This is a genomic window from Flagellimonas yonaguniensis, from assembly GCF_029193885.1.
GTDB lineage: Bacteria > Bacteroidota > Bacteroidia > Flavobacteriales > Flavobacteriaceae > Flagellimonas > Flagellimonas yonaguniensis.
The window spans coordinates 339,760-366,519 of the sequence record NZ_JARFVB010000001.1 but is presented as its reverse complement, the minus strand read 5'-3'; the positions used below and the strand labels follow the sequence as shown (position 1 = coordinate 366,519).

Genomic DNA, 26,760 nt, shown 5'->3' with positions numbered 1-26,760 from the left:
TTTGAACTTTCCCCTTTATATCGCAAAGCGTTACTTACGATCCAAAAGCAGCCAAAATGCGGTAAATATCATCAATTTCATTACTTTTTTAGTGATTGTGATAGGCTCCGCGGCCCTTTTTATTGTGCTATCCGCTTTTGCTGGTCTAAAGACATTCAGCCTTTCCTTTTCCAATACGTTTGATCCAGACCTGAAGGCTTCGCCAACTATTGGAAAACATTTTACCCTTTCTGCGGATGAAGAATCGGCCCTTTCGGAAATAGAGGGACTGGCCAATTTTTCTAAGGAACTGGAAGAACGGGCCTACCTTACCTATAAAGAAAAAAGTACCATTGCCTACATTAAGGGGGTGGACGAAAATTACCGTGCCGTTACGGGAGTGGACAGCACCCTCATTTTTGGAAACTGGGGTGCCGATGTCTACAATGGCGTTATTGGTTTTGGGATATATAACCTGTTGGGCGTGCCCATGAACAACAGGACCGCAATGGAGGTTTTGGTGCCCAAACCTGGCGAAGGTTCCTTTTCGCAACAAGGATTTAATTCCAAACCTTATAATGATCTTCCCTTGGTCGTGAGCGGCGTGTTTGCCGTTGAGGAATCTTTGGATAAAAAATATGTATTTGCCCGCCTTCCCGTGGTACAAGGCCTGTTACAGAAAGACAGTACAGAAGTCTCTGGTATCAATTTTAAATTGATGGGAAATGCCTCCCCAGATGATGTCAGAAACTCCATTGTCGAGGTTTTGGGCGAAAAAACATCCGTTTTGACCCGCAGGGAACAAAACACCTCCCTTTACCGTATGCTGAACACCGAAAACTTGGCGACCTATTTGATTTTTACCTTGGTATTGATCATTGCCCTTTTTAATGTTGTTGGGGCGATAATCATGATGATCTTGGATAAGCAGCAGAACTCCAAAACACTCTTCAGTCTAGGTACGACCATCAAGGAGTTGCGCCACATCTATTTTATTCAGGGTATTTTGGTTACCTCATTTGGCGGTCTGATTGGCGTGTTGATAGGATCTTTGTTGATTGGGTCCCAGCTGGCTTTCGGGTGGTTGAAGATCACACCATCTTTAGCCTATCCTGTGGAATTCAATGTGATCAACTTGTTGATTGTCATCGGAACCATAGTTGTTTTGGGCTTAATCTCTTCAAAAATTGCGAGCAGCCGAATCAGCAAAAAATTAATCTCCGCTTAAGCAAACTGGTAATCCCAAAATTTTTCCTGAACCTCATCAAAGGCAGCAAAAACATCCGCAGCAGCATCACTGGTCACCATTTTCATTCGGTACTCCTTAAAGTGTGGAATGCCCTTAAAATAGTTGGTGTAGTGTCTTCTGGTTTCAAAAACACCCAGTTTTTCGCCCTTCCAATCAATGGCCATTTGCAAGTGTCTGCGGGCGGCCTCTACGCGTTCCTGCATGGTGGGAGGCGATAAATGCTCGCCTGTTTTGAAGTAGTGCTTCACTTCATTGAAAAACCAAGGGTAACCAATACTTGCCCTACCGATCATGGCACCGTCCAATCCGAATTCGTCACGCATTTTTACTGCCGCTTCGGGGGTGTCCACATCGCCGTTCCCAAAAACAGGAATGTGCATTCGTTGGTTGTTTTTTACCTCGGCAATGGGCTTCCAATCAGCCTCACCCTTGTACATCTGAACACGGGTACGTCCGTGAATGGAGATGGCCTCAATGCCGACATCCTGCAAGCGTTCCGCTACCTCAACAATTTTGATGGAATTTTGGTCCCAACCCAATCGTGTTTTTACGGTCACGGGCAACTTGGTACGCTTTACGATTTCTTCTGTAAGCTTTACCATCAAGGGAATATCCCTCAATATACCGGCACCAGCATTTTTGCAGACCACCTTTTTAACGGGACAGCCAAAATTGATGTCGATGATATCAGGGTTGGATGCTTCCACAATATCCACAGCCTGCAACATGGAATCCAGTTCGGCGCCAAAAATCTGGATGCCCACGGGGCGCTCTTTTTCATAAATGTCCAGTTTAATGACACTCTTTGCGGCATCCCTGATCAATCCTTCGGAAGAAATAAACTCGGTATACACCACATCGGCGCCCTGCTCCTTGCACAGTTTACGAAAAGGAGGGTCGCTCACGTCTTCCATCGGAGCTAGAAGAAGCGGAAAATCAGGAAGTTCTATGTTTCCAATTTTTGGCAAATCCTACGGTTTTTTGGACTGCAAAAGTACAAAATAGCTTAAAACCAAAAAGCTAGTCCTGCGATTGAAGTCGATCGCGCTCATTTTTATCTATTCCGCGCTCGTTGTCCTCCAATCGGAAGTTTCCAAAATTATAGGTAAAACCAAAGCGAATAAACTGTGTTTCGGGGCGTCTTCGGTAAAAATTGTCCTGATTGAGGTACTGTGAACGATAGGTGGGCACGTATTGTTCCAAAATATCCTCGGCAGCGAGTGATAAGATAATTTTATCATCAAACATGGTCTTTCTCAAACCAATGGTCAAATTGAATTGCTCATCGGACACATACGATCCAAAAAGAAACTTGGAGACATAGGTTCCCGTAATCTCTCCCGTGAAGGTTCCATCCTTGGACAAGGTCAAATAGTTGCCCAAATAAGCATATACCCCGTTCACTTCGTTGGTAAAGGGCACGTTTCCGCTTTCTTCGGCCAAATATGTCTCCTCCTCATGGAACAATGAAGTATAGGCATACATAAACCAGGCCGGAGCAATGGATTTGCTCAAGGTAAAATCCAATCCATAGGATTGACTCTCCAGCACATTCTGTTTGAGTTCCACCAAGGTTTGGTCTTCGTTGTCCTGAAACACCAAATAGGCAATGTTGCTGCCATTGTCGCGATAGTACACATCAAAGAAATATTCGCTGTTGAGCGTATAATTAAAGTTGAAATTGTTGCTGAAGCTTGGTCGAAGCCCGGGGTTTCCTTCCTCATAATCGTTTTCATTGTAGAAAAATCGGAAAGGATTCAAGTCGTTATACTTGGGCCTGTTGATGTTTCTTCCGTAATCAAAAGAAAAGCTATGCTTGTCCGATGGCGAATACAGCAAGTAAACGGACGGAAACGGTTCAAAAAAGTCTTGGGTATTGGTCTCTCCCAAAGTGATGGAGTTCCCTTCGGCCTTGGTCAGCTCTCCGCGAACACCCAGCTTCATGGACCATTTATCCCAATTTTTCACAAAACTCAAATAAGCAGCATACACGTCCTCATCATAAATATACCTGTCCGACTGAGATGCATCCACCGTATTGCTGGACCCATTAAAATTGAAAAAGTTCATCGTGTTTTCCGAAGTAATTGATGAAATCTTCGCTCCGGATTCAAAAGAAGCGCTGCCGATTGGGGTGGAATAGTCCAATTGCCCCGTAAAAATTTTGATTTCTTGGTCCGAATCGGTATCAAATCCAAAATCCCTCAAAAAAGTGCCATCGGCATCAAAATAATCAGAGGACAGCCGTTGGAACATTTCCCCATTAAAGTAGGTATAGTGTCCATTGGCCCTGATTTGTGCACCCTCTTTCTTCAATTTGTGCACGTAGGACAGGTCGAATGCCAAGTTTGTGTTGTCCATATTGGCATTGTTCTGCGTGGTAAAAGTGGAATCCAATTGAGCTTGACCATTCCTTATTTCATTGTTCAGCAAGGTTCTTTGCTCTTGATCCAGATTAAAGAGCAGATTGGAGGTGACATTCAAGCTGTTTCGATCGTCAAAATCATAATCCAAGATAAAGCTGGCATTTTGCGATTGTGATTTATCCGTTTGATTGTAATCCGTGTCCCAAATAGAGAAAACATCATTGGATTCGTCCATGAAATTGATGCCCTTCTTGGTTTTATTGACTTCCTTTTTAGGGTTGATGGTATAGTTGGCAAACAAGTTGAGTTTATCCGTTTTGTAATAATGACTTGTACCTACGCTGAATTTTGGAAAAACAGCCTGTGTGAAAGTTCCGTTGATGCTGCCCTTGTATCCTGGGATGATGTTTCTACTGGTCACAATGTTCAATATCGGGCCACCTTCGGCATCATATCGTGCAGGAGGGTTGGCTATTACCTCTACGGATTTGATATTGGTGCCCGAAAGCCCCTGTAGCAAATCCCGAACCTCTTGTCCCGAGAGCTGTACCTTCCTATCGTTGAGGTAGACCGTCGCATTTTGACCACGAATCAAGAGATCATCCTGATTGACGATGACCCCTGGCGTATTTTTCAGAATATCCCATGATGTTCCTTGGGAAACCACTGTGTTTTCGACCGAAAAGACAAGTCTGTCCGGCAATCGTTGAAGTTTTGGTCGCTGAGCAGTGACCACAACCTCATCCAACTCGTTGCTTTCCATGGGAATGATAAGTGCTCCAAGGGAAATGTTGTTTTTTATGTCCAATGCCCTTGGCTCAGAACCTCTGCCCACATAGCTGGCCTGTAACAAATAAAGGTCAGGTACTACCTCAGATAATTCAAAGATGCCCTTTTCGTTGGCAGAACTCCCTTGCACAAAAGTGGAATCCGTAGCTTGAAGCAATAAAATATTGGCATAGGGAATTACCTGATTCTGTTCGTCCACCACCTTTCCGGTAATCGTAAAGGTCTGGGCTTGCATGCCATATATTGCAAAAAACACCAATAAAACAATAGAGGCGAGGTTCTTCATCTGTGGTTTGGGTTGAACATCAAATCTAAGAAATTATTTTTGAGCGGAATGCGCTGCAATTTTCTTATTCATAAAAACCATTTGCGGGTATTTAAAACAATTATATTTGCAGTTGATTATATCCCTTTGTAAGGTATATTATTGTTGATATGGAGAAGATCAGGAATTTTTGCATCATTGCACACATAGACCATGGTAAAAGTACCTTGGCAGACCGTTTGTTGGATTTTACCGGCTCGGTGACCGAACGTGAAAAACAGGACCAGTTGCTCGACAATATGGACTTGGAGCGCGAACGTGGCATCACGATCAAGAGCCATGCCATTCAAATGGACTATGTGCACAATGGGGAAACGTACACACTTAACCTGATTGACACTCCCGGTCACGTTGATTTTTCATATGAAGTATCTCGATCCATAGCTGCTTGTGAGGGTGCTCTTTTGGTTGTGGATGCCGCTCAGAGCATTCAGGCACAGACCATATCCAATCTTTATTTGGCGCTGGAAAATGATTTGGAAATTATTCCTGTCCTCAACAAAGTGGATCTTCCAAGTGCCAACCCAGAGGAAGTTACCGATGATATCGTGGACCTTTTGGGGTGTAAGCCGGAAGAAGTAATCCAAGCAAGTGCTAAAACCGGGATTGGAATCGAAGAAATATTAACCGCCATCATTGAACGTATTCCCCCGCCCAAAGGGAATCGTGACGAGTCATTACAGGCCTTGGTTTTTGACTCCGTCTACAATCCGTTTAGAGGTGTTGAGACCTATTTTAGGGTGGTAAATGGGGAGATTGCCAAAGGACAAAAAATAAAATTCGTTGCTACGGGAAAATCCTATGACGCGGATGAGATTGGGACTTTAAAGTTGACCCAAATTCCCAAAAACAAGATTTCAACCGGCGATGTAGGTTATTTGATTACCGGGATAAAGGATGCTCGCGAAGTAAAAGTGGGGGATACCATCACTGATTCTGCAAACCCTACCAAAAATCCAATCGGTGGTTTCGAGGATGTAAAACCTATGGTTTTTGCTGGTATCTACCCTGTGGATACCGAAGATTTTGAAGATTTGCGTTCTTCAATGGAGAAATTGCAATTGAATGATGCTTCCTTGGTGTTCACGCCCGAGAGCAGTGCTGCTTTGGGCTTTGGATTCCGTTGCGGATTCTTGGGGATGCTGCACATGGAGATCATTCAAGAGCGTTTGGAGCGCGAATTTGATATGACCGTGATCACTACGGTGCCCAACGTGAGCTACCACGCCTACACCACCAAGGGTGACCCCGAGCCAATTATTGTCAACAATCCATCTGACTTACCCGACCCCTCTACCATTGACAGGGTCGAAGAGCCATATATAAAAGCGACCATCATTACCAAAGCTGATTTTGTAGGGAATGTAATGTCGCTCTGCATTGAAAAACGAGGGCAGATCGTGAACCAGACCTATTTGACCCCTGAGCGTGTAGAGCTTATCTTTGATATGCCTTTGGCGGAAATCGTTTTTGATTTCTACGATCGCCTAAAAACCGTTTCCAAAGGATATGCCTCGTTTGATTATTCCCCAATAGGAATGCGCACTTCAAAATTGGTGCGTGTGGATATTTTATTGAATGCACAACCTGTTGATGCCCTATCGGCCTTGGTACATTTTGACAATGCCTACCATATCGGTAAAAAGATGTGCGAGAAATTGAAGGAACTGATTCCAAGACAACAATTCGATATTCCGATCCAAGCAGCGATCGGTTCCAAGATTATTTCCAGGGAAACCATAAAAGCCTTGAGAAAGGACGTTACGGCCAAATGTTATGGCGGGGATATTTCCCGTAAGCGTAAATTGTTGGAAAAGCAGAAAAAAGGAAAAAAGCGCATGCGCCAAGTGGGGAATGTGGAAATTCCACAGCAGGCCTTTATGGCCGTGCTTAAGTTGAATGACTAAGCCCTGTTTACCCACTTTAACACATGCCGCTATATTTTAAAGGTCTTGTCCAGAGTCTAAAGCACAAGAAAGTTCTACATCCTGTTTAGGGGTAAACCCTTCAAGTTCCCCCTCTGTAATTGTTTCAGTAACACCACCTGAAGTGGCGTCGTAAGTACCATCGCCGTTGTCGCAAATTTCAAACTTGTTTCCAAGTTCTGAGGTACATGATTCACATTTGGGGCCATCGTCTTTGGAACAGGAAGTCATTAATGCGGCAGCCACAAGTGCTGTAAGTACAAGTTTTTTCATCTTTTAAATGATTTGTTGGTTAATGAGCCACCAAAATACTTGTACTCAATCTTTTACTTACCCCTCAATTGACGGATGCCCTATATGAATTGATGTATCGGCAATATGCCTTCATTTGCTGTTTGCGCTACTCTACTTTTCCCCATTTTTCTCAACCTCTAGGATTTTACCTAGGTAAACCAATTTGTAGCCTTCGCCCTTAGGGGTAAAGTCCTTGCCGTTGGCAGGAATAATCTCGATGCTTCCATTGGGGGATTTGGTAAACAATGGTACGATATCACGCTCTTGGAAAGTAATGTCAATAAGCTTGTCGTAATGCTCTTTGTCCTTCAAGTCTATTTCGTGGATGGTTGGATGCTTGCGCACCGTGTCCATCAGCTGTATAAAATCATCCGTGTGGGAAAAGAGTCCTTCTTTGGGATTGTTCTCGGGGTCGTTTACCTCCTCGGTGTTGACCAAACGGAAGGCCCCGTTTTCCCCGAATTGTTTCTGGAACTTGTTTATCGCAAATTTGTTGATGTCCGAATTACCCGTGAGCGCCATCAGATACCCCATATCGTTCAGCTCGATGTTGTCGGTAAGTGTATCCGAAAAAATGTTGGCCGTAATGGCTTCCAGCCCTAGTTTTTTGGCTTTATCCACATTGTTTTGGTTGTTGTCTATCAAAACAACGTGCCTATTGTTCTTTCTCAAATAATTACCGATCAGTCTTGATAGTTTGGATGCGCCAATTATCAAAATTCCCTCGGACTTCTTCAAGAACACCCCTACAAGCTTGGCAAAAAAGCGTGCGGTAGTGGCATTCAACAAAACGGTTCCCAAAACAATCATAAAGACCAAAGGGGTAATGTACTCCGCTCCGGGCTCGCCGCGGAGCATCAATTTAGAACCAAAAAGCGATGCAATACCAGCTGCAACGATACCTCTTGGACCCACCCAACCGATAAAGAGTTTTTCATTGAACTTTAAATTGGAACCCTGCGAACTGAGGAATACCCCCAAGGGCCGTATAATAAATACAATGACGGCAAAAAGGGCAACGGTGTTCCAGTTATAGATCAGTTCCATATCACTGATGTTGATATTGGCCGCCAAAAGGATAAAGAGAATCGAAATCAACAAAACGCTGAGCGATTCCTTGAAATAAAGAAGCTCTTTGAGGTTGGGCAAGTTCATGTTTCCCATGACCATCCCCATGACCACAACGGCCAATAGCCCAGATTCATGGGCAAATAGATCCGACTCCACATAAACCAACAACACGGTGCTCAAGGAAACTACATTCAGCAAATAGTGCGGGATAAAGTCCTTTTTTATGGCAAATGCCAGTGCGTGGGCGAAGGTAAATCCAAATGTGGTCCCGAACAGAATGATTTTACCAAACTCCACAAGGGCAGTTTGTGTAAAGGCCTGCCCCTCTCCAACACTTATGAATTCAAATACCAATACCGCGACCAATGCTCCAATGGGGTCAATGAGGATTCCTTCCCACTTCAATACAGCGGACACGTCCTTTTTAAGCGGAATGTTCCTTAAAATCGGTGTGATTACCGTAGGTCCGGTCACTATGATCAAACCGGAAAACAAAAAGGAAATTTGCCAAGAAAGTCCAAAAATATAGTGTGCCGACACACCCGCTCCGAAAAAGGTAACGATGGTTCCTATGGTAATCAATTTGGTGATCACTGGGCCTACATTGGATATTTCGGCCCTTTTTAGCGTTAGGCCACCTTCAAAAAGGATGACACTAATGGCCAGGGACACAAAGTAATACAATCCTTCACCTGGAAAAAGTCCTTTTTCTCCATTCCAAATAGGTTCTATAAGTTTTGATCCGTCTTCTGTATATAAAGTGGCGATGGGACCCACCAACAATCCAATCAATATCAAAGGTAAAATTGCAGGTAGTTTAAACCGCCAAGCCACCCATTGAGCAATAATGCCAAGAATTATAATTCCAGCAAGTTCGAGCATGGTCTAAGTTTTGTGGAAATTTACTGTTTTTCTTTTAGATAATCATTCTAGACCTTGGTTCACAACAAGATTGGTAAGACAGTACTGGTAGAAACCTTTACCGATTTAATGGAACACATCCGTTTTTTGTTAAAATACGGCCAATATATCTTTATTTTTTCGCCATTTGGGTCGTGCTTTTCTTATTTTGCAGCCCATTTTACTTTCAGAATGACAATTTATCCCATAGAGACCGGTAATTTTAAGTTGGATGGGGGCGCCATGTTCGGTGTGGTCCCCAAATCCATTTGGAACAGAACCAACCCTGCGGACAGTAACAACATGATCGACCTTGCCGCTCGTTGCCTTTTGATAGAGGATGGTGACAGGCTTATTTTAATCGACAATGGACTTGGCAACAAGCAATCCGAGAAATTCTTCAGCTACTATTACTTGTGGGGCGACCATTCCTTGGACAAGTCCTTAAAGAATGTCGGATTTCATCGAGATGATATTACCGATGTTTTTTTGACCCACCTGCATTTCGACCATTGTGGAGGCAGCATTCAGTGGAACAAGGACCGAACTGGTTACGAACCCGCCTTTAAGAACGCCAAATTCTGGACGAACAAAGACCATTGGGAATGGGCGACCCAACCCAATGCACGGGAAAAAGCCTCTTTTTTAAAGGAAAACCTTTTGCCCATGCAAGAAAGTGGTCAGCTTCATTTTGTGGACCGAGAAGAATCCTCCTTTATGGAAACTTCGGAACTCGGTTTCGGCATCCACTTTGTGGATGGGCATACCGATAAGCAAATGCTTCCCCATTTAACCTACAAAGGCAAGACCTTGGTTTTCGTGGCCGACCTGATTCCTACCGTGGGCCATATCCCACTTCCGTATGTGATGGGGTACGATACCCGCCCATTATTGACCTTAAAAGAAAAACAATCATTTTTAAACAAAGCCGTTGAGAACGATTGGCTGCTATTGTTCGAGCACGATGCCCACAATCAAATCTGTTCATTAAAACAGACCGAAAAAGGAGCTCGTTTGGATCAATTGTTTACCTACAACGAACTATTCAAAGTACAATAAAACACCTCACTCTTTTACAAATACATTCTATGAATCGCACATACAACAAACTATCATTCCTATCCGTATCCGCAGCCCTCTTTTTAATGGGGTGTGGATCAACCGCATTGGTTTCAACCCCCGTTGAAAACATTGATGCTGTTCCCTTAAAAATTGCTGAACTAACCGATGCTGAGAAAAAACATTGGGGACACCTTGACCTTATTAAAGATACCATTCCCGGTATGAGTGTGGATAAGGCCTACAATGAAATCATACAGAACAAAAAAGGGAAAACGGTTGTAGTCGCCGTTTTGGATTCGGGCATGGATTTGGAACACGAAGATTTAAAAGGTGTTCTTTGGACCAATTCCGATGAAATTCCCAACAATGGTAAGGATGATGACGGCAATGGATATGTGGACGATGTCCACGGTTATAACTTTTTGGGCGATTCTTACAACGAGCAATTGGAGTACGTTCGAATGCTTCGTTTGAACATCGGGGATGCATCTGAAAGGGCCGAAGCAAGACTTCTGCTTGACAAGGAATATCCCGAAGCTGTTCAGAACAAACAACAGTACGAGCAAATATTCCAAGTGGTAAAAGGTGCTGACCAGTTGGTAAAAACCGAACTGGGCAAAGAAAACTACACCAAAGAGGATTTGCTTTCCATCGAGCCCAAGACCGCACAAATGGAACAAAGTGTTGCCGTTTTGACCCAAATGTTCACTTATGGCGACAGTATTCCAGAAGTATTGGACGAGCTCGAAGAAGGCATCAAGTATTTTGCCGAACAAGCCAATTACAACCTCAACAAAGATTTCAACGGAAGGGCTCCTGTGGGCGATAATCCTTACGATATTACTGATGTTCCCTATGGAAACGGAAATCCCAAAAATCAAGTGGTTAGCGAAAGCCACGGCACCCATGTAGCTGGAATTATCGCCGCTAAGCGAAATAACGGCATTGGAATGGACGGTGTGGCCAATAATGTTGAGATTATGAGCATTAGGGCTGTTCCCAATGGAGATGAATATGACAAAGACATTGCATTGGGCATTAGATATGCCGTAGACAATGGCGCGTCCATAATAAACTGTAGTTTTGGAAAATCCTTCTCCCCAAAGGCCGAATGGGTTTACGAAGCCATAAAATATGCCGCATCCAAAGATGTTTTGATCGTGCACGCCGCAGGTAATGATGGCGAGGACCTGGAAGACCCTAAAAACAAAAATTACCCCAACGACGATATGGAAGGGGATAGCGAGTTTGTGGACAATATGATAACCGTTGGTGCATTATCCAGTAGTTATGGTTCTGAAATGGTGGCCTCTTTCTCCAATTATGGCAATCAACGTGTTGATGTGTTCGCCCCTGGAGCCGAGATTTATTCTTCCATGCCCAATAGCGAATACGAATTTCAGGGTGGAACCTCAATGGCCGCCCCTGCAGTTGCCGGCGTGGCTGCTTTGATTCGCTCCTTTCATCCAAATTTATCCGCTTCACAGGTAAAAAATATCATCATGCAGTCCGGTCTTAGAACAAAAATATCGGTCATTGTGGCCGGAGATGAGACCAAAGCCACAACTTTTGACAAAATTTCCAAGTCAGGTAAAATGGTAAATGCATATAATGCCTTAATTTTAGCAGATAACATCTCAAAAGGTAAATTGACCTTAGAAACTAACTCAAAATAACCTATGAAGCATTTAAAATCAATCTTTTTCTCCGCTTTTCTTGGAGGCAGTTTTTTCTTAACTGCACAGAATAATACATACTGGCAACAGCACGTTGACTATACCATGGATGTGGAAATGGATGTAAAAACATTCCAGTACTCCGGTACCCAAAAATTGGTCTACACCAATAATTCCCCGGATGAATTGAGCCGTGTTTTTTATCATTTGTACTACAATGCCTTCCAACCCGGAAGTGAAATGGACATAAGGCTACAGAACATCAAAGATCCTGACAAAAGGATGATGGAAGACGACAAAAGTAGAATTGCGTCACTATCAGAAACCGAAATAGGATATTTGCACGCAAAATCCCTTACCCAAGATGGCCAACCCGTTACCTTTACTGAAGAAGGTACCATTTTGGTGGTAGACTTGGCCAAACCTATCCCATCTGGAGGAAAAACCACCTTGGAAATGACATTTGAGGGTCAGGTTCCTGAACAAATCAGACGTGCTGGTAGAAACAGTAAAGAGGGCGTGGCGCTATCCATGAGTCAATGGTACCCTAAACTTTCCGAATACGATTTTGAAGGATGGCATCCCAACCCTTATATTGCCCGTGAATTCCATGGGGTATGGGGCGACTTTGATGTAAAACTCACATTGGATAAAGATTACACTGTTGGTGGTACCGGTTACCTTCGAAATCCTCAGGAAATAGGCCATGGCTATGAAGCCCCTGATACCAAGGTAAAGACAAAGGGAAAAACATTGACCTGGCACTTTAAGGCTCCCAATGTACATGATTTTATGTGGGCTGCCGATCCAGAATACATTCACGATGTTTATGAAATGGAAGATGGTCCAACACTTCATTTCTTGTACAAGGACAACCCTGATTTCATTGAGAACTGGAAAAAGCTTCAGCCCAAAACAGCGGAAGCAATGGCGTTCTTTAGCAAAAACGTAGGAAAATATCCATACGATCAATACTCTGTGATTCAAGGAGGTGATGGGGGAATGGAGTATGCCATGAGCACCTTGATCACCGGTGGGCGTGAACTTGGGAGTTTGGTGGGAGTAATGGCTCATGAAATGGCCCACTCTTGGTTTCAACATGTACTGGCCACCAATGAGTCAGAGCATGAATGGATGGATGAAGGTTTTACTTCGTTCATAAGTAGTCTATGCATGAACGAAATTATGGATAGAAACAAGGAGAACCCCTTTCAAGGATCCTACAGAGGTTATTTTGCCTTGGTCAACTCCGGTTTGGAAATGCCACAATCCACACATGCAGACAGATATACCACCAATTTTGCCTATGGTGTTGCCGCTTACAGCAAAGGGTCCATCTTCCTTTCCCAATTGGGTTATATAATCGGTCAGGATAAGCTCATGGAAACCATTCATAAATATTTTGAGGACTTCAAATTCAAGCATCCTGTGCCAAACGACATCAAAAGAACAGCAGAGAAAGTATCCGGCATGGAGCTTAACTGGTATTTGACGGATTGGACACAGACCACCAATACCATTGATTATGGTATTAAAAGTGTTGAAACAGATGGTGAAAACACCAAAGTTACCATGGAGCGCATAGGCGAAATGCCAATGCCATTGGATATTTTGGTCGTTGGCAAGGATGGAACACAAGAAACTTACTATGTACCATTGCGTATGATGTACGGAGAAAAAGACAACCCTTACCCCAACCTAAAGCGCACCGTTTTGGAAGATTGGCCTTGGGCTTACCCAACGTACGAGTTTACCTTGGACATGCCTTTGGAAAATGTTGAAGCCATTATGATCGATCCATCCCAATTGATGGCCGATGTAGATGGGGAAAACAACGTATACCAAGCTGAAGAGGAGTAGTTCCCTTTTCTTTGTAAGAAAGCAAGGGCGGCCGTTTGTGCCGCCCTTTTACATTAAGAAGAAGCCCTTCCTTGTCCCCTTGAGGGGACCTTAGGGGTGTTCATTGACCAATTATTCTTAATATATTTAGCTTTTGTAGTCATTGAAAAACAAGATTATTCCATATAACCCAAAGTTGAAAGAGTTTGCCAGGCAACTACGTAACAACAGTACGCTTTCTGAGGTCCTTCTATGGGAAAAAATAAAACAGCGGGCTTTGGGGGTTCAATTTCATCGACAAGTCCCTCTGCTTGAGTATATTGTTGATTTTTATTGTCATGAATTGCAGCTCGCAATTGAAATTGATGGAATATCCCATGAGTTCAAATATGATAAGGATGCAGAAAGAGAGCGTCAACTAGAAAAAGTAGGTGTACATTTGATTCGGTTACAGGATAGTGAGGTTAAAAAAAATATGTTCAGTGTTTTGATGACCTTAAAAGAAGTCATATCAGAAATGCAAAGTGAAAAGTCTGGTCCTGAAATAGCAAATACAGCCCTAAAGTCCCCTCAAGGGGACATTTCCTTCCCCAAAAAAGAGAAGCTTACCAATAAAAAACTATTCGAAGCCCTTTTTACCGAAGGTAAAAGCCTTCAAGAATTTCCCATCAAACTTATTTATCTACCCACCCATTTTGATGATGGCACGGAGGTCAGGGTTGCAGTGGTCGCTCCCAAAAAACGCTTTAAAACAGCAGTGGACCGTAACCGTATCAAAAGGTTGCTGCGAGAGGCGTACAGGCTCAACAAGCCCTTGATTTTTAACAACATTGAGGGAAATTTTGCGTTCATATTTTTATACCTTGGCAAGAAGACACCAACTTTCAATGAAGTGGATACAGCCATGAAAAAGCTGTTACATGCCTTTATAAATAAAGAATCCGATGAAAAGATTGATTAAAAAACAGGTTTTGATTCCCGTTTTGGCACTGACCGTTCTGGTCGGGGCCAGTAGTTTTAAAAGCGACTTTTTCGAGATTGCCAAACAAATAGAGATCTTTACCACCCTGTTCAAGGAACTCAACATGAACTACGTAGACGAGACCAATCCCGCAGAGCTGATGGATTCTGCCATAAAAAATATGTTGGGCGAATTAGATCCCTATACCCAGTTCTTGAACGAGCAGGATGTGGAATCGTACAAAATCAACAATTCTGGCGAATATTCCGGAATTGGTGCCTTGGTGCGTTCATACGAGAACAAATTGGTGGTGGTGGAGCCGTATCAAGGATATGCCGCGGACAAGGCTGGCCTTAAGGCCGGGGATGAGATCATCAAGATCGGGGAGACCTTGGTGGCCGATTTTGACGATAATGCAGGGGAATTACTTAAAGGCGCCAATAATTCTTCCGTCGAAGTTACTTTTGTAAGGCAGGGAGCAACCAAAACCACAACCATCACACGTGAAGGTGTGGAAGTGGATGCCGTGCCTTTTTATGATATGATCGACGACAAAACAGGATATATTGTATTGTCCCGGTTCAACAGGAAAGCTTCCAAACAAACAAAATCGGCCATGCAGGACCTTAAAGGTCGTGGTGCGGAAAGACTGGTGTTGGACCTGCGTGGAAACCCCGGAGGACTCCTATCAGAAGCCATTAACGTTACCAATCTTTTTGTGCCCAAGGGCGAATTGATCGTAACAACGAAATCCAAGGTTAAAAAATTCAATCAGGAATACAGGACCAGAAACAAACCTGAGGATGAGGAAATTCCGTTGGTCGTTTTAGTCAATGGAAAAAGTGCCTCGGCCAGTGAAATCGTTTCAGGAGGACTGCAGGATTTGGATCGTGCCGTAATTGTCGGGGCCAGAAGTTTTGGTAAGGGATTGGTGCAACGCCCATTGAAATTGACTTATGGCACCCAATTAAAAGTGACCATTTCCAGATATTACACTCCATCAGGAAGGTGTATACAGTCGTTGGATTATTGGAACCGGGACGAAGAAGGCAATGCGGTTCGAAACACAAAATTCAATGAATTCACCACTAGAAATGGCCGCAAAGTATGGGACGGCGGTGGTGTAATGCCCGATATAACCATTGAATCCCTGAAGACCAACTCACTTATCGATGCCTTGGAGACCAATAATATTGTCTTTGACTTTGCAACGGAATATTTCTATGATCATAGTTTTGATTCAGTCGATGGCTTTAACTTTTCCGATGCAGACTACAGTGGCTTTAAGGCTTATGCCAAAGACCAGAATTTCTCTTACCAGACCAAAACGGAAAAGGTGCTGGAGGAAACCATCAATAGTGATGACACTCTTTTGGGTGCAGAGGTCCAAGAAAAATACAAAGACCTCCTGGTTACTGCAAACAGGGGGAAAATTGAGGCTTTGGACACCTTTGAAAAAGAAATCAGAAAGAATCTGGAGGACGAAATCATAACCCGGTACTTTTATCGTGATGGGCTTTACAAATACTATTTAAGTCATGATGAGGCTATTCTTACCGCCAAAGAATTGTTGGCCGATGCAACAAAATATACTGATATTTTAAAATAAAATACCTCTCGACCAACTCATATAGGGTATCTATCAATTCAAATACAGTAACCGTCAAGTTTAGCAAATAAGTTACCATGGAAGGTGTTAACTTAACTGAAAAACTTGTAAATGACCTACACGATTTTAACCCTGACTTTGATTGGGATTGTTGTTTTGTTTTGGCTTTATAACCTCATGAAGAATTGTTTTTCTCGGTCTTTCTGCATTTTGAGAAATCGAAAAAGTAGTTCCATTATTGCCAAAGATGCTTCCATCATCTCCGTCAAAACCATCAAAAAAGGAAAAAAACCACTTTTGGAACTATTGGTGCTGTTCGAAAACTTTTCCGGGTATCATATCCATAGAAAATTAAGGGTGTGGGACAGTAAACCCAGCTTAAACAGGTTTCAACAAGATGAAACAATTCCCGTGGGATTAAATGTGGCAAGAAAACCAAAAGACCCTGTTTTTCTTTCTCAAGATGTTTGTCGGTTTTCTTTTGTGTTTGTCATTATCTGTAGTTTAAAAACCATTGTTTATGTAATGGGATGTTATGTTCTTATGGGAGAGGCTTTGAAGAAAATATTTGACGCTCCAGAAAGTTATGAGTCTGTTTTTAAGCATTCCAACGTATGGGAAATGGGACTGATCTTTATCGGCGTAACCACACTTATGTATTTCCTTTTACAGAAGATAGGTGTTCTGATAAACGGTAAAACCTTGGCCCAAATCTGGAACTTGTTGTTTTACGGGCTTGGCACTACGGCAACAATCACTGGGTTTAAGAATACCGGAACATTGATCAACAACAATCCCGTTGTGGGATTTACCTATTTATTTGAATCCCATACTGGGCAAAAAGTTGAAGGAACGGACAAAAAAGTGATGGAAGAAGGTCAATCACCCGAAGAAATAGACCAAATAGGGGTTATGTACATTGCCGGTGATCCTACGATATCCCGCTTTACCGAAAATCTGGAGTCCCAAAACTTTACCCGTTTCCTGAACATCATATTTATGGTCGTGGCCTTTATTTTTTCTGCTGTGTTCGTATTCTCTTTTTACCAAACCGTTTTCGGGCCCCAAATTTAAAATCGAAAAAGAAAGAATAAATCCTATTTTTGGGCATGCAAAAACTAAAGGTGTGCGAGCTTTTTGCCGGTGTGGGTGGTTTTCGATTGGGATTGGAAAATACAGGGCACTATTCAGTAGTGTGGAGCAACCAATGGGAACCTTCCACCAAAATGCAACATGCATCCTTGGTCTACGAGGCGCGCTTTGGTAATGAAAATCATTCCAATAGCAACATTGAAACAGTGGAAACCAAAGAAATTCCGGACCACGACATTCTAGTGGGCGGTTTTCCGTGCCAAGACTATTCCGTCGCCACATCCTTGAAGAATTCCAAAGGTCTTCTCGGTAAAAAAGGGGTGCTCTGGTGGTCCATCCATCGTATTTTGTCCCATAAGAAGACGAAACCGAAATATCTTTTTTTAGAAAACGTGGATCGTCTGTTAAAATCTCCTTCGAGTCAACGCGGAAGGGATTTTGCCGTGATGCTCCGAAGTTTGTCGGATTTGGGTTACGCTGTGGAATGGCGCGTAATCAATGCGGCTGAGTATGGAATGCCTCAGCGCCGAAGGCGCGTTTTTTTTCTGGCATATTTTAAGGATACAGAAATGTACCAAAAACTCCACAATGCGCATCCAACAGACTGGATGCTCAAGGATGGAACTTTCTGCGATGCCTTTCCTGTTGCGCAAACCAACCAAGACCCTGTTGAATTTGATTTGGAAGAGGATTTAGTAACCCTATCCAATAATTTCAATGCCGAAAAAGGCCTTTCCCCGTTTTTGAACACCGGTATTTGTGTAGATGGGAAGGTTTCAACCCTTAAAACAACACCTTCCTACGATGGTAAAAGAACTTTGCTTTCCGATATTCTTGAAAAAGAATCTATTCCTTCTGAATATTTTATCAATGATGCCGATTTGCCCAAATGGGAATATCTAAAAGGTGCCAAAAAAGAAATACGCAAGACCAAAGCCGGTTTTGAATACAATTACAGTGAGGGCAGCATGGTTTTCCCAGATGCCCTTGTTCAACCTTCCAGAACTATAATAACCGGAGAAGGCGGCAAGTCCCCATCCCGGTTTAAGCACGTGGTCCAAACCTCCAAGGGATTGCGAAGACTTTTACCTGTAGAATTGGAACGGTTGAACATGTTTCCGGATAATCACACACAGTTGGAGGGCATTTCGGATGCCAAACGTGCCTTTTTTATGGGCAACGCCCTGGTTGTGGGAATTGTGGAACGGGTTGGTTCTTCCCTGTTCCAGAAAATATCCCAACTTGAAAAGCAATTTCAAAGCTGATCTATCCAAAGAAAAACAATTAACCCCCTTACTGGATTTTTACTATAAAAAACACCTAAAGCATCACAGCTTTGAGCGTGTTTCCCATATTAAGAAGCAGTTGCAGGGCATAGACCTTATCCTAAAGGATAACCAATCGGGAAAAAGTTTTTATCTGGATGAAAAAGCACAACTGGATTACATCAACGAAAGCTTGCCTACATTTGCCTTTGAACTGTTTTATCAAAAGGCTGGAATTCAAAAACAGGGTTGGTTGTTCGATACTTCCAAAAAGACCCATTTTTATGCCTTGGTTACCAGTATTTATTCGGACGAAACGGATATGTTCACTTCATGCAGTATCACTTTTGTAAATCGGGAAAAACTGATTTTCCTATTGGATAAAACTGGACTGTCCCGAACATATTTAGAACAAATCATTACTGAAAACCAAGATGTACATGGCAAATTGGTGTTGGAAAAATTGAATCCCCAAACTGAAGGATATCTATTTTTTTCCAGGAAGAACAAAGCGGAAAAACCTATAAACCTTGTTCTTAAGTTGGACTATTTGGAACGCATTGGTGTGGCGAAAAAGTTGGTTTGATACTGTCGTTCCTGCATTTCGACTTTGCTCAGCATAAACTCCGGCAGAAATCCATTGTTGTTGGATGATAGATGCCGTATCTGGTACGGCATGACATCATAAAATTACTCTTTCAACATTCTTCGGTGGGGAATTCCATCTTCCAAATATTCTTCGCCAAAGGCGGTAAAACCAAGTTCCGTATAAAACTTCAATAGATAAGATTGTGCGGAAATTTCAATGGGTTGATTCGGAAATCTTTGGTCAATAGCAGCTAATGAGGCTTTCATTATCCGTTTGCCCAATCCATATTTACGCTGGTCTTGGCTTACCACTACCCTGCCTATGCTTACATTGCTAAAATAATCGCCCGGTTTAAACACCCTGGTATAAGCAACTACTACGCCATCTTTAACACCCATCACATGAAGTGCTTTTTGGTCCTTGTTGTCCACATCTTGATACACACAATCCTGTTCCACCACAAAAACCTCGCTACGGAGTCGCAGAATTTGGTAGAGCTCATTGGTAGAGAGCTCGTCAAAAGTTTTAACGGTTACTTGCATTAATCTTGTACTATTACGCTTTTGGAATCGCATTTATCAAACTCAGGCTGTATGTTCACATGGTTGATACCGTGCTTATGGTAAACATGCTCCTCGATTTTTTCAAGGATTTCATCAAATTCCGATAGTCGGATATCATTTTTGAAATCGATATGGGCCTCCATGTGAACCTCTTCTTCATTCAGTTGCCAAATATGCACATGGTGCACATTTTTTACGGGTTCTATGGTACAGATGGATTCCACAATATCTTGAATTACCACTGATTTCGGTGTAAAAAGCATCAATACCTTGGTGGATTCCTTCAACAAATCATATCCCATATAAATCAAATAAACACCAATGATCATGGTAAGTAAGGCATCTACCCAGTAAATCTGGAAATATTTCATCAGAACACCACCTATCAATACGGCCACTGAAGCCATCATATCGGTAAGTAGATGCAAATAGGCGGATTTCATGTTCATATTGTGGTTGGAATCCTTTTTCAACAGCAATACACTGAATCCGTTGCCTGCAATGGCAATCAAAGCCATCCAGATAACAAGATTGGATGCTATTTCTTGTGGATCAAGCAGCCTTTCCACAGCTTCCTTCATCAAAATAATGGCTACAACAACAAGGGTGGCAGCATTTATGAATGCTGCTAAAATTTCGGCACGTTTATAACCAAAGGTTTTAAGACTGGATGCCTGGCGTTTCCCTAATCTTTGGGCGCCATAACTAATGACCAAAGAAAGTACATCACTAAAATTGTGAAGGGCATCCGATAACAAGGCTAGACTTCCCGATAACAATCCCCCTATAATTTGGGCCAGGGTAATGCCAATGTTCAGGAAAATGGAAATAAGAAGGTTTCTTCCTTTTAGATCTGAATGTGCGTGCGAATGTGAATGTCCGTGATGATGATGACCCATAGGGCTTATCTACAAGGAATTTTTTCTATTCTGCGTTCGTGCCTACCACCTTGGAACTCAGTGTTCAAAAATGTTTCCACCATATCCAATGCCTGGGGAAGTGATATAAAGCGAGCGGGCAAACTTAAAATATTGGCATCGTTGTGTTCTCGTGCGAGCTGTGTTATTTCTTTGTTCCAGCAAAGAGCACCTCGAATGTTTTGGTGTTTATTGATTGTCATGGTAGCGCCATTGCCACTACCACAAATCACAATTCCAAAATCAACCTTTCCTTCGGCCACATCATTGGCCACGGGATGTGTGAAATCTGGATAATCCACACTATCGGTTCCATCGGTTCCATAATTGACAACTTCTATTCCCTTGGATTTTAAGAGACCTATAATGGCAAGTTTATAATCGGTTCCTGCATGGTCATTTCCTATGGCAATTTTCATGGTTTTGTATTAAAATGGGTACATAACAAAGGTACAATATCTTTTCATGTTATGTTGTTTATAAAAACGAGTGGATTTTTGCATTGGTTTAAAAAACAAGCAATTAACAATGCCACCATTTTGTTAACTATTTACAGAAAACTATTGGTAATGAAATTTTGTTTTTCAAGAAAATCGATCAGTAGGAATTATTATTTAATGTTGGGATAATATTCCATTAAAAATTAATCAACCAATATGAACCCTTTTTTGTAGGTAATTAACATTAAAAACACATTAACTTTTCAATAAATTGATGTTGATAACGGTTATTAAAAACCGTGGACAAAAATTCTAATCCTTTGATTCTTAATTTTCTTGTGTTCTGATAAATTGTGAACAAAATATTTTGATCGTTCAAAGCAATTTTTTCCTAAAAATTTTATTCCACATTTCAACGATCCATCATAATCATCATTTTAATAAAATTTAAAAAAGAAGAAAAAAGATAATATTGATTATTGTTGATAAAGTTTATTTTGTTTTGGATTACTCTTCCTTTCCTTGTTGGTCAAGGATTATAATTCGTATTTTTCAAAAAAATAAGGACGTTAATGTCAAAGAAAAAGAAGAGGGCTGGTAGTCAGCGAAAGAATGAAATTACGAAGGGCATTTTCACCGTACTGGAAAAAGAACCATCCAAAACCTTCAATTACAAGCAAATAGCTTCTAAATTAGGTATTACCGATACACAAGATAGGAACCTTTTGATCAAACGTTTGGGGCAGCTAAAGGCCAGTGAACGCATTATTGAAGTGGATAGGGGCAAGTATCAAAAGAAGCCATCCCAATATACTTACTACACAGGAAAGGTGGATTTGACCACAAGTGGTAATGCCTATATAGTAGTGGATGAATTGGAGGACGATATTTTTGTGGCCAACAATAACCTGAACAAAGCTTTCCATGGCGATACTGTCGAAGTATTCATAAGGCCTAGAAGAAAGAGCAAGAAAATGGAGGGGGAAATCTCCAAAGTTCTCGAACGTAAAAAGACTTCTTATGTAGGTATTGTGGATAAACAAAAGCGCTTTGCCTTTGTTCGACCTACCGATTCCAGGATGTACACCGATATATTTATCCCTCCTGAAAAGTTGAAGAAAGCAAATGATGGGGACAAGGTATTGGTCAACCTTGGCGATTGGCCCGATGATACCGATTCCCCTTATGGGGAAATTGTGGAAGTATTGGGCAGACCTGGAGAGCACAATACCGAGATACATGCAATTTTGGCTGAGTATGGTCTGCCGCACGAATTCCCGTATGAAGTGGAACAGTTCGCTAAAACATTGGATACCAGTATCAAAGAATCGGAGATAGCCAAGCGTAGGGATATGCGCGATGTGTTGACTTTTACCATCGATCCCAAGGATGCCAAGGATTTTGATGATGCACTTTCCTTTCAACGATTGGAGAACGGAAACTATGAGATAGGCATTCATATTGCCGATGTTTCCCACTATGTACAGCCAGATACCGTGCTGGAAGATGAAGCTTACGATCGCGCGACATCGGTTTATTTGGTGGACCGTGTGGTTCCGATGCTGCCCGAAGTATTGTCCAACAAGGCCTGTTCACTAAGACCCAACGAAGAGAAATATACCTTTTCCGCTGTTTTTGAAATGGACGATAAGGCTCGATTGGTAAAACAATGGTTCGGCAGGACAGCCATTAATTCCAACGAGCGCTTTGCCTATGAAGAAGCACAGCATATCATAGAAACCGAACAAGGTAAGATACCGAAGGACATATCCATTAGGGAAGGGGCTTATTCCGTTACGGATGATATCGTTCAGGCAGTTCTCACTTTTGATAGATTGGCCAAGCTCATGCGCCAAGCTCGCATGGATGCGGGGGCCATCTCTTTTGATAAAATTGAGGTTAAATTCCATCTGTCCGAAGACAATGAACCCGTGGGTGTCTATTTCAAGGAAGCCAAGGATGCCAATAAGCTCATCGAGGAGTTTATGCTCTTGGCCAATAGAAAGGTTGCGGAATTTATAGGCAAGCAAAAGAAAACATTTGTGTATCGTGTGCACGACAAGCCCGATGAGGAAAAATTAATGGCCCTGAACGGTGTTATTTCCAGATTTGGTCATAGTATCAATCTCAAGGACAGTAAGACCATTAATAAGTCCTTGAACCAGTTATTGGAGGATGTAAAGGGCAAGAAGGAACAGAACTTGGTGGATACCTTGGCCATTCGGAGTATGAGCAAGGCCATCTATACCACAGAGAATATTGGGCACTACGGATTGGGGTTTGAATATTACACGCATTTTACCTCACCCATACGGCGTTATCCCGATGTCATGGTGCACCGATTACTCCAGCATTACCTGGACAAGGAAAAAACACCAAAAGCCACTTTGTACGAGGAAAAGTGCAAACATTCTTCGGATATGGAATTGTTGGCCGCCAATGCTGAAAGGGATTCCATAAAGTACATGCAGATCAAGTTCATGGAAGACCATAAGGATCAAGAGTTCTTGGGCGTGATTTCAGGGGTTACCGAATGGGGCATTTATGTGGAGATTGTGGAGAACAAATGTGAGGGCATGGTTCGTATCCGCGACATCAAAGATGACTATTATGTGTTTGATGAACGTCAGTATGCCATAGTTGGGGAGCGGACCAAGAGAATGTACCAGTTGGGTGATGAAGTCTATGTGATGGTAAAGAACACGGATTTGATCAAACGGCATCTGGATTTTTCGTTGATAGGTAAAAGGAGTTGATACTATTTTGGAATGAAATTTGTTATCCTATTGAGAACCAAATTTTTATAACATGAAAGTCATTACGTTTGTTATTTTGTTCCTATCCCTTCAATATATTGAAGCGCAGGATGCAACCGTAACCCAAAACCTACAAAAGTTTACCGAAGTCAAGGGGTTTGATGGCATTTCCATCAATCTTATCAAATCAAATGAGAACAAAGCGGTAATCACGGGCGCGAATACCACTAATGTTGCCATTGTCAATAACGATGGGGTCCTGAAAATCCGGATGGAAATCTTTAAAATATTCAGTGGATACAGAACCTATGTGGATCTGTACCATTCAGAAGAACTGATAGTGATCGATGTCAATGAAGATGCAAAGATATCATCTGATGATACCTATGTACAGGAAGTTTTGGAACTTAAGGCCCAAGAGGGTGGTAAGCTCGAAATCAATTGCGAAGTGGACCAACTGTTGATCAAAGCGGTATCCGGTGGGGAGATTTTTGCCGGTGGATTTTCAAATACCCAGGATGTTATCATCAATACTGGTGGTACTTACAATGGGCGAACCTTTAAGACAAAATTTACGACGATTAACGTAAACGCGGGAGGAAATGCGGAAATATTCGCTTCAAATTATGTGAAGGCCAATGTGAAGGCCGGTGGCGAAGTGCTGGTCTATGGGGATCCCAAAACAATGGACGAACACACCCTTTTTGGTGGAAAAATAAAAAGAGTAAAGTAAAAAATGATTGATGATATCCAAGCTGCCATCCCTTTGGGGTTTTTGTTGAGCTTTATGATTGGCCCGGTTTTCTTTGTTTTGTTGGAAACAAGTGCCACCAAAGGCTTTAGGGCGGGGGTCAGTTTGGACATAGGGGTAATACTGGCCGATATCGTTTTTTTGCTCATTGCTTATTTCAGTAGTTTTCAGTTGTTGGAGAATTTGAGCAATGAACCGGGGCTTTTTGTGTTCGGAGGAATGATTTTACTGGTTTATGGGATATTCCTTTTTGTGAAGAAGGCAAAGAAAAAGTCCAATGTCAAGGCCACCAAGGGAACTTATTTGGGTTTGTTGGTAAAAGGCTTTCTTTTGAACTTCATCAACATTGGCGTACTTGCTTTTTGGTTGGGGATGATCATTGTGGTAGGCCCCAGTTTACAGAACAATCCGGATAGGATGCTGGTTTTTTTCGGGACGGTATTGTTGGTTTATTTTGGTACGGATTTGATGAAGATATTATTGGCCAAACAATTGAAACGCTATTTGACCCAAGAGCGTATTGTACTTATAAAAAAAGGTTTGGGGATTGTGCTAATCATCTGTGGGATTGTGCTGATCACCAAGGGATTTTTACCCAAGGACAAATTTGACATTCAAGAAAGAATAGAAAAAATAGAGGATTTGTAAAAACAAAAAACCCAGCACATAGTACTGGGTTTTGAGGCATCGAGCGGATTCGAACCGCTGTACAAGCTTTTGCAGAGCTCTGCCTAGCCACTCGGCCACGATGCCAATTGGATCGCAAAGCTAAAAATATTTTGCGAATATTCAGTTTGAAAGATAGTCTAAATATTCAGCAAAATTATTGAGGCATCGGGTGGACTCGAACCACCATGAAAATCCTTGCGGGATTTTGTCTATCCAATTCGACCACAATGCCGTTTTTGTTGTAGGCAAATTTTGAATAAAGATAAAAGTATCTGTCTTCTAAGATTATCTGTTCAACGGGTATTCTTGAGTTTTACCGAAACACTCTCTACATCGCCGCCAATCGGTGGATTTATTTTGGAAACTTCCACTTCCACTTCGGTCACTTGATTGATTTCCTTGAATATACGGTCAATGATACGTTTGGCCACATGTTCCAATAAATTGGAACGCACTGTCATTTCTTCTTTTATTATATTATTTAAATGAACGTAATCCACAGTTTCGGAAAGTTGGTCGGAAATCGCAGGTTGGGAAAGGTCAGCGGTAATTTCAAGATCTACCCTATAATCGCTCCCTATGAGCATTTCTTCCTTTAAACATCCGTGGTTTGAATGTATTCTAATGTTCTTTAACCTGATTTTGCCCAAAACCCTTGTATTAAGAAAGGGCAAAAATAGGGTAAAACAGTTTAATTCAATACATACACCTACAGTTACTTATCCCTTGGAAAAGATCCATTCCCACGGTAAGTACGTGGGTTCCTGTACTATAACCTAATATTTCGTTGGTAATGACTTGATAGGAATAGCCAAAATAGAAGTTACTTTTTTTGAATCCCGCTATGGGAGCAATGTACAGCGGTTCACCTAATTGGTCGTTCAAAAAACGATAGGTTAGACCTACATAATAATAATCTTCAAAATCCCTAAAACGGAACTTGGTGTTCAAATCGGTAACGGAACGGCCATCACTTTCAAACCATTGAAAAAATACAGAAGGTTCTATTTCCAATTTGCTGTTTTTGCTCTTGGAAAAGTTATAGCCTGTATAAGCATAGTAGTTCCTTAGTTTATTAGGTTCTATGCGGATTATGTCCGTATTAAAATTTGATAAATCCTTATTAAGAACATTACCCGCATTTAGACTGAAAAAGAATTTATTATATCTATAAAGCACACCAAGATCAAAGTTATGGTTTGTGGTGGCCTTGTCATCTGTAGGCAATTGACCGTTGTTTTCCTCAAATTGTTCCACATCTATCCTAAACTGATTAAAGTTATAGGAAATACCGAACGATAGGAAAATATCTTCGTAATAGTCCAATGTCAAGTGGTGGGCAAAGGATACCCTTGCTCCTCTTTGTCTGGTATGTCCATTACTATCATTGTATAATAGCATACCTACTCCAGATCTATTTCCAACCCTTGCATCGGCTGCCAAGGTCTGGGTATCTGGAGCGTCTTCTATACCTACCCATTGCGTCAAGCCGTTTAAACGCACTTTTATATGGTCTCCTATACCTGCGTAGGTCGGGGACATTAAAAATGGATTATCCGCAATGTATTGGGATAATTGGGGTACGGTCAACTCTTGTCCTTGAACAACAAATGCCAAGGAGAATAATAGTATAGTTGAGTAGACTTTTTTTAACATGGGGCAATAGTAGGTTA

22 protein-coding genes and 1 tRNA gene are annotated in these 26,760 nt (G+C 41.9%); 13 read left to right on the top strand and 10 right to left on the bottom strand.

Annotated features, from left to right (window positions below):
* Position 1: 1 nt before the first annotated feature.
* Positions 2 to 1,207, top strand: coding sequence for an ABC transporter permease (locus PY092_RS01650; protein ID WP_275614116.1), 1,206 nt, complete (start codon positions 2 to 4; stop codon positions 1,205 to 1,207).
* On the opposite strand, the gene dusB is transcribed toward PY092_RS01650, so the two are convergent.
* The gene (gene dusB, locus PY092_RS01645) at positions 1,204 to 2,196 is read right to left on the bottom strand and encodes a tRNA dihydrouridine synthase DusB (protein WP_275614115.1); all 993 of its coding nucleotides are present in this window, start codon (positions 2,194 to 2,196) and stop codon (positions 1,204 to 1,206) included. The two genes, PY092_RS01650 and dusB, sit on opposite strands and share 4 nt — an antisense overlap.
* A 52-nt stretch (positions 2,197 to 2,248) precedes the next feature.
* Complete coding sequence (locus PY092_RS01640) at positions 2,249 to 4,669, bottom strand: outer membrane beta-barrel protein (RefSeq protein ID WP_275614114.1); 2,421 nt, start codon at positions 4,667 to 4,669, stop codon at positions 2,249 to 2,251.
* Positions 4,670 to 4,818: 149 nt separating this feature from the next.
* Here PY092_RS01640 and lepA point away from each other — a divergent pair, with 149 nt between their 5' ends.
* On the top strand, positions 4,819 to 6,615 hold the full coding sequence (gene lepA, locus PY092_RS01635) for a translation elongation factor 4 (RefSeq protein WP_275614113.1): 1,797 nt from the start codon (positions 4,819 to 4,821) through the stop codon (positions 6,613 to 6,615).
* A gap of 36 nt (positions 6,616 to 6,651) precedes the next feature.
* Here the strand turns inward: lepA and PY092_RS01630 are convergent, their stop codons facing one another.
* Together PY092_RS01630 and PY092_RS01625 are read right to left on the bottom strand one after the other, a co-directional pair.
* Entirely contained in the window at positions 6,652 to 6,906 is a 255-nt protein-coding gene (locus PY092_RS01630) for a hypothetical protein (RefSeq protein ID WP_275614112.1), read from the bottom strand.
* 132 nt (positions 6,907 to 7,038) lie between these two features.
* Entirely contained in the window at positions 7,039 to 8,880 is a 1,842-nt protein-coding gene (locus PY092_RS01625) for a cation:proton antiporter (RefSeq protein ID WP_275614111.1), read from the bottom strand.
* A 210-nt stretch (positions 8,881 to 9,090) separates the two neighbouring features.
* Here PY092_RS01625 and PY092_RS01620 point away from each other — a divergent pair, with 210 nt between their 5' ends.
* The 8 genes from PY092_RS01620 to PY092_RS01580 all read left to right on the top strand — a co-directional run bounded on the left by PY092_RS01620 (position 9,091) and on the right by PY092_RS01580 (position 18,988).
* On the top strand, positions 9,091 to 9,957 hold the full coding sequence (locus PY092_RS01620) for an MBL fold metallo-hydrolase (RefSeq protein ID WP_275614110.1): 867 nt from the start codon (positions 9,091 to 9,093) through the stop codon (positions 9,955 to 9,957).
* 29 nt (positions 9,958 to 9,986) lie between these two features.
* The gene (locus tag PY092_RS01615; RefSeq protein WP_275614109.1) at positions 9,987 to 11,636 is read left to right on the top strand and encodes a S8 family peptidase; all 1,650 of its coding nucleotides are present in this window, start codon (positions 9,987 to 9,989) and stop codon (positions 11,634 to 11,636) included.
* Between the two features lie 3 nt (positions 11,637 to 11,639).
* Positions 11,640 to 13,496 (top strand): M1 family metallopeptidase, encoded by a 1,857-nt coding sequence (locus PY092_RS01610; RefSeq protein ID WP_275614108.1) that lies wholly within the window; start codon positions 11,640 to 11,642, stop codon positions 13,494 to 13,496.
* 142 nt (positions 13,497 to 13,638) lie between these two features.
* Complete coding sequence (gene rnpA / locus PY092_RS19650; RefSeq protein WP_313790196.1) at positions 13,639 to 14,436, top strand: ribonuclease P protein component; 798 nt, start codon at positions 13,639 to 13,641, stop codon at positions 14,434 to 14,436.
* Positions 14,420 to 16,045, top strand: a complete 1,626-nt coding sequence (locus tag PY092_RS01595) for a S41 family peptidase (RefSeq protein ID WP_275614107.1) — start codon at positions 14,420 to 14,422, stop codon at positions 16,043 to 16,045. Before rnpA ends, PY092_RS01595 begins: the two co-directional genes overlap by 17 nt.
* Positions 16,046 to 16,255: 210 nt before the next feature.
* On the top strand, positions 16,256 to 17,119 hold the full coding sequence (locus PY092_RS01590) for a hypothetical protein (protein ID WP_275614106.1): 864 nt from the start codon (positions 16,256 to 16,258) through the stop codon (positions 17,117 to 17,119).
* Positions 17,120 to 17,154: 35 nt separating this feature from the next.
* A complete protein-coding gene (dcm, locus tag PY092_RS01585) occupies positions 17,155 to 18,402 on the top strand; it encodes a DNA (cytosine-5-)-methyltransferase (protein ID WP_275614105.1) in 1,248 nt (415 codons plus the stop codon).
* The gene (locus PY092_RS01580) at positions 18,380 to 18,988 is read left to right on the top strand and encodes a hypothetical protein (protein ID WP_275614104.1); all 609 of its coding nucleotides are present in this window, start codon (positions 18,380 to 18,382) and stop codon (positions 18,986 to 18,988) included. Before dcm ends, PY092_RS01580 begins: the two co-directional genes overlap by 23 nt.
* Positions 18,989 to 19,092: 104 nt before the next feature.
* On the opposite strand, the gene PY092_RS01575 is transcribed toward PY092_RS01580, so the two are convergent.
* Genes PY092_RS01575 through rpiB form a run of 3 tightly spaced genes read right to left on the bottom strand, consistent with a single transcriptional unit; the run spans position 19,093 to position 20,890 of the window.
* Positions 19,093 to 19,533, bottom strand: a complete 441-nt coding sequence (locus PY092_RS01575; RefSeq protein WP_275614103.1) for a GNAT family N-acetyltransferase — start codon at positions 19,531 to 19,533, stop codon at positions 19,093 to 19,095.
* A complete protein-coding gene (locus tag PY092_RS01570) occupies positions 19,533 to 20,453 on the bottom strand; it encodes a cation diffusion facilitator family transporter (RefSeq protein ID WP_275614102.1) in 921 nt (306 codons plus the stop codon). The genes PY092_RS01575 and PY092_RS01570 overlap by 1 nt, the downstream gene beginning before the upstream one ends.
* Before the next feature lie 5 nt (positions 20,454 to 20,458).
* Positions 20,459 to 20,890 carry a ribose 5-phosphate isomerase B gene (gene rpiB / locus PY092_RS01565; RefSeq protein ID WP_275614101.1) on the bottom strand — a complete coding sequence of 144 codons (432 nt, stop codon included), beginning with the start codon at positions 20,888 to 20,890 and terminating at the stop codon, positions 20,459 to 20,461.
* A gap of 593 nt (positions 20,891 to 21,483) precedes the next feature.
* Here rpiB and rnr point away from each other — a divergent pair.
* From rnr to PY092_RS01550, 3 genes are read left to right on the top strand one after another with little or no spacing between them, the layout of a single operon-like run.
* Entirely contained in the window at positions 21,484 to 23,667 is a 2,184-nt protein-coding gene (gene rnr, locus PY092_RS01560) for a ribonuclease R (protein WP_275614100.1), read from the top strand.
* 52 nt (positions 23,668 to 23,719) lie between these two features.
* The gene (locus tag PY092_RS01555) at positions 23,720 to 24,400 is read left to right on the top strand and encodes a head GIN domain-containing protein (RefSeq protein WP_275614099.1); all 681 of its coding nucleotides are present in this window, start codon (positions 23,720 to 23,722) and stop codon (positions 24,398 to 24,400) included.
* Between the two features lie 3 nt (positions 24,401 to 24,403).
* Entirely contained in the window at positions 24,404 to 25,066 is a 663-nt protein-coding gene (locus PY092_RS01550) for a LysE family translocator (protein ID WP_275614098.1), read from the top strand.
* 34 nt (positions 25,067 to 25,100) lie between these two features.
* Here PY092_RS01550 and PY092_RS01545 read toward each other — a convergent pair.
* The 3 genes from PY092_RS01545 to PY092_RS01535 form a co-directional block, all read right to left on the bottom strand.
* A tRNA-Cys gene (locus tag PY092_RS01545) sits at positions 25,101 to 25,171 on the bottom strand.
* Between the two features lie 209 nt (positions 25,172 to 25,380).
* On the bottom strand, positions 25,381 to 25,737 hold the full coding sequence (gene folB, locus PY092_RS01540; RefSeq protein WP_275614097.1) for a dihydroneopterin aldolase: 357 nt from the start codon (positions 25,735 to 25,737) through the stop codon (positions 25,381 to 25,383).
* 46 nt (positions 25,738 to 25,783) lie between these two features.
* Positions 25,784 to 26,743 (bottom strand): PorP/SprF family type IX secretion system membrane protein, encoded by a 960-nt coding sequence (locus tag PY092_RS01535; RefSeq protein WP_275614096.1) that lies wholly within the window; start codon positions 26,741 to 26,743, stop codon positions 25,784 to 25,786.
* Positions 26,744 to 26,760 lie beyond the last annotated feature (17 nt).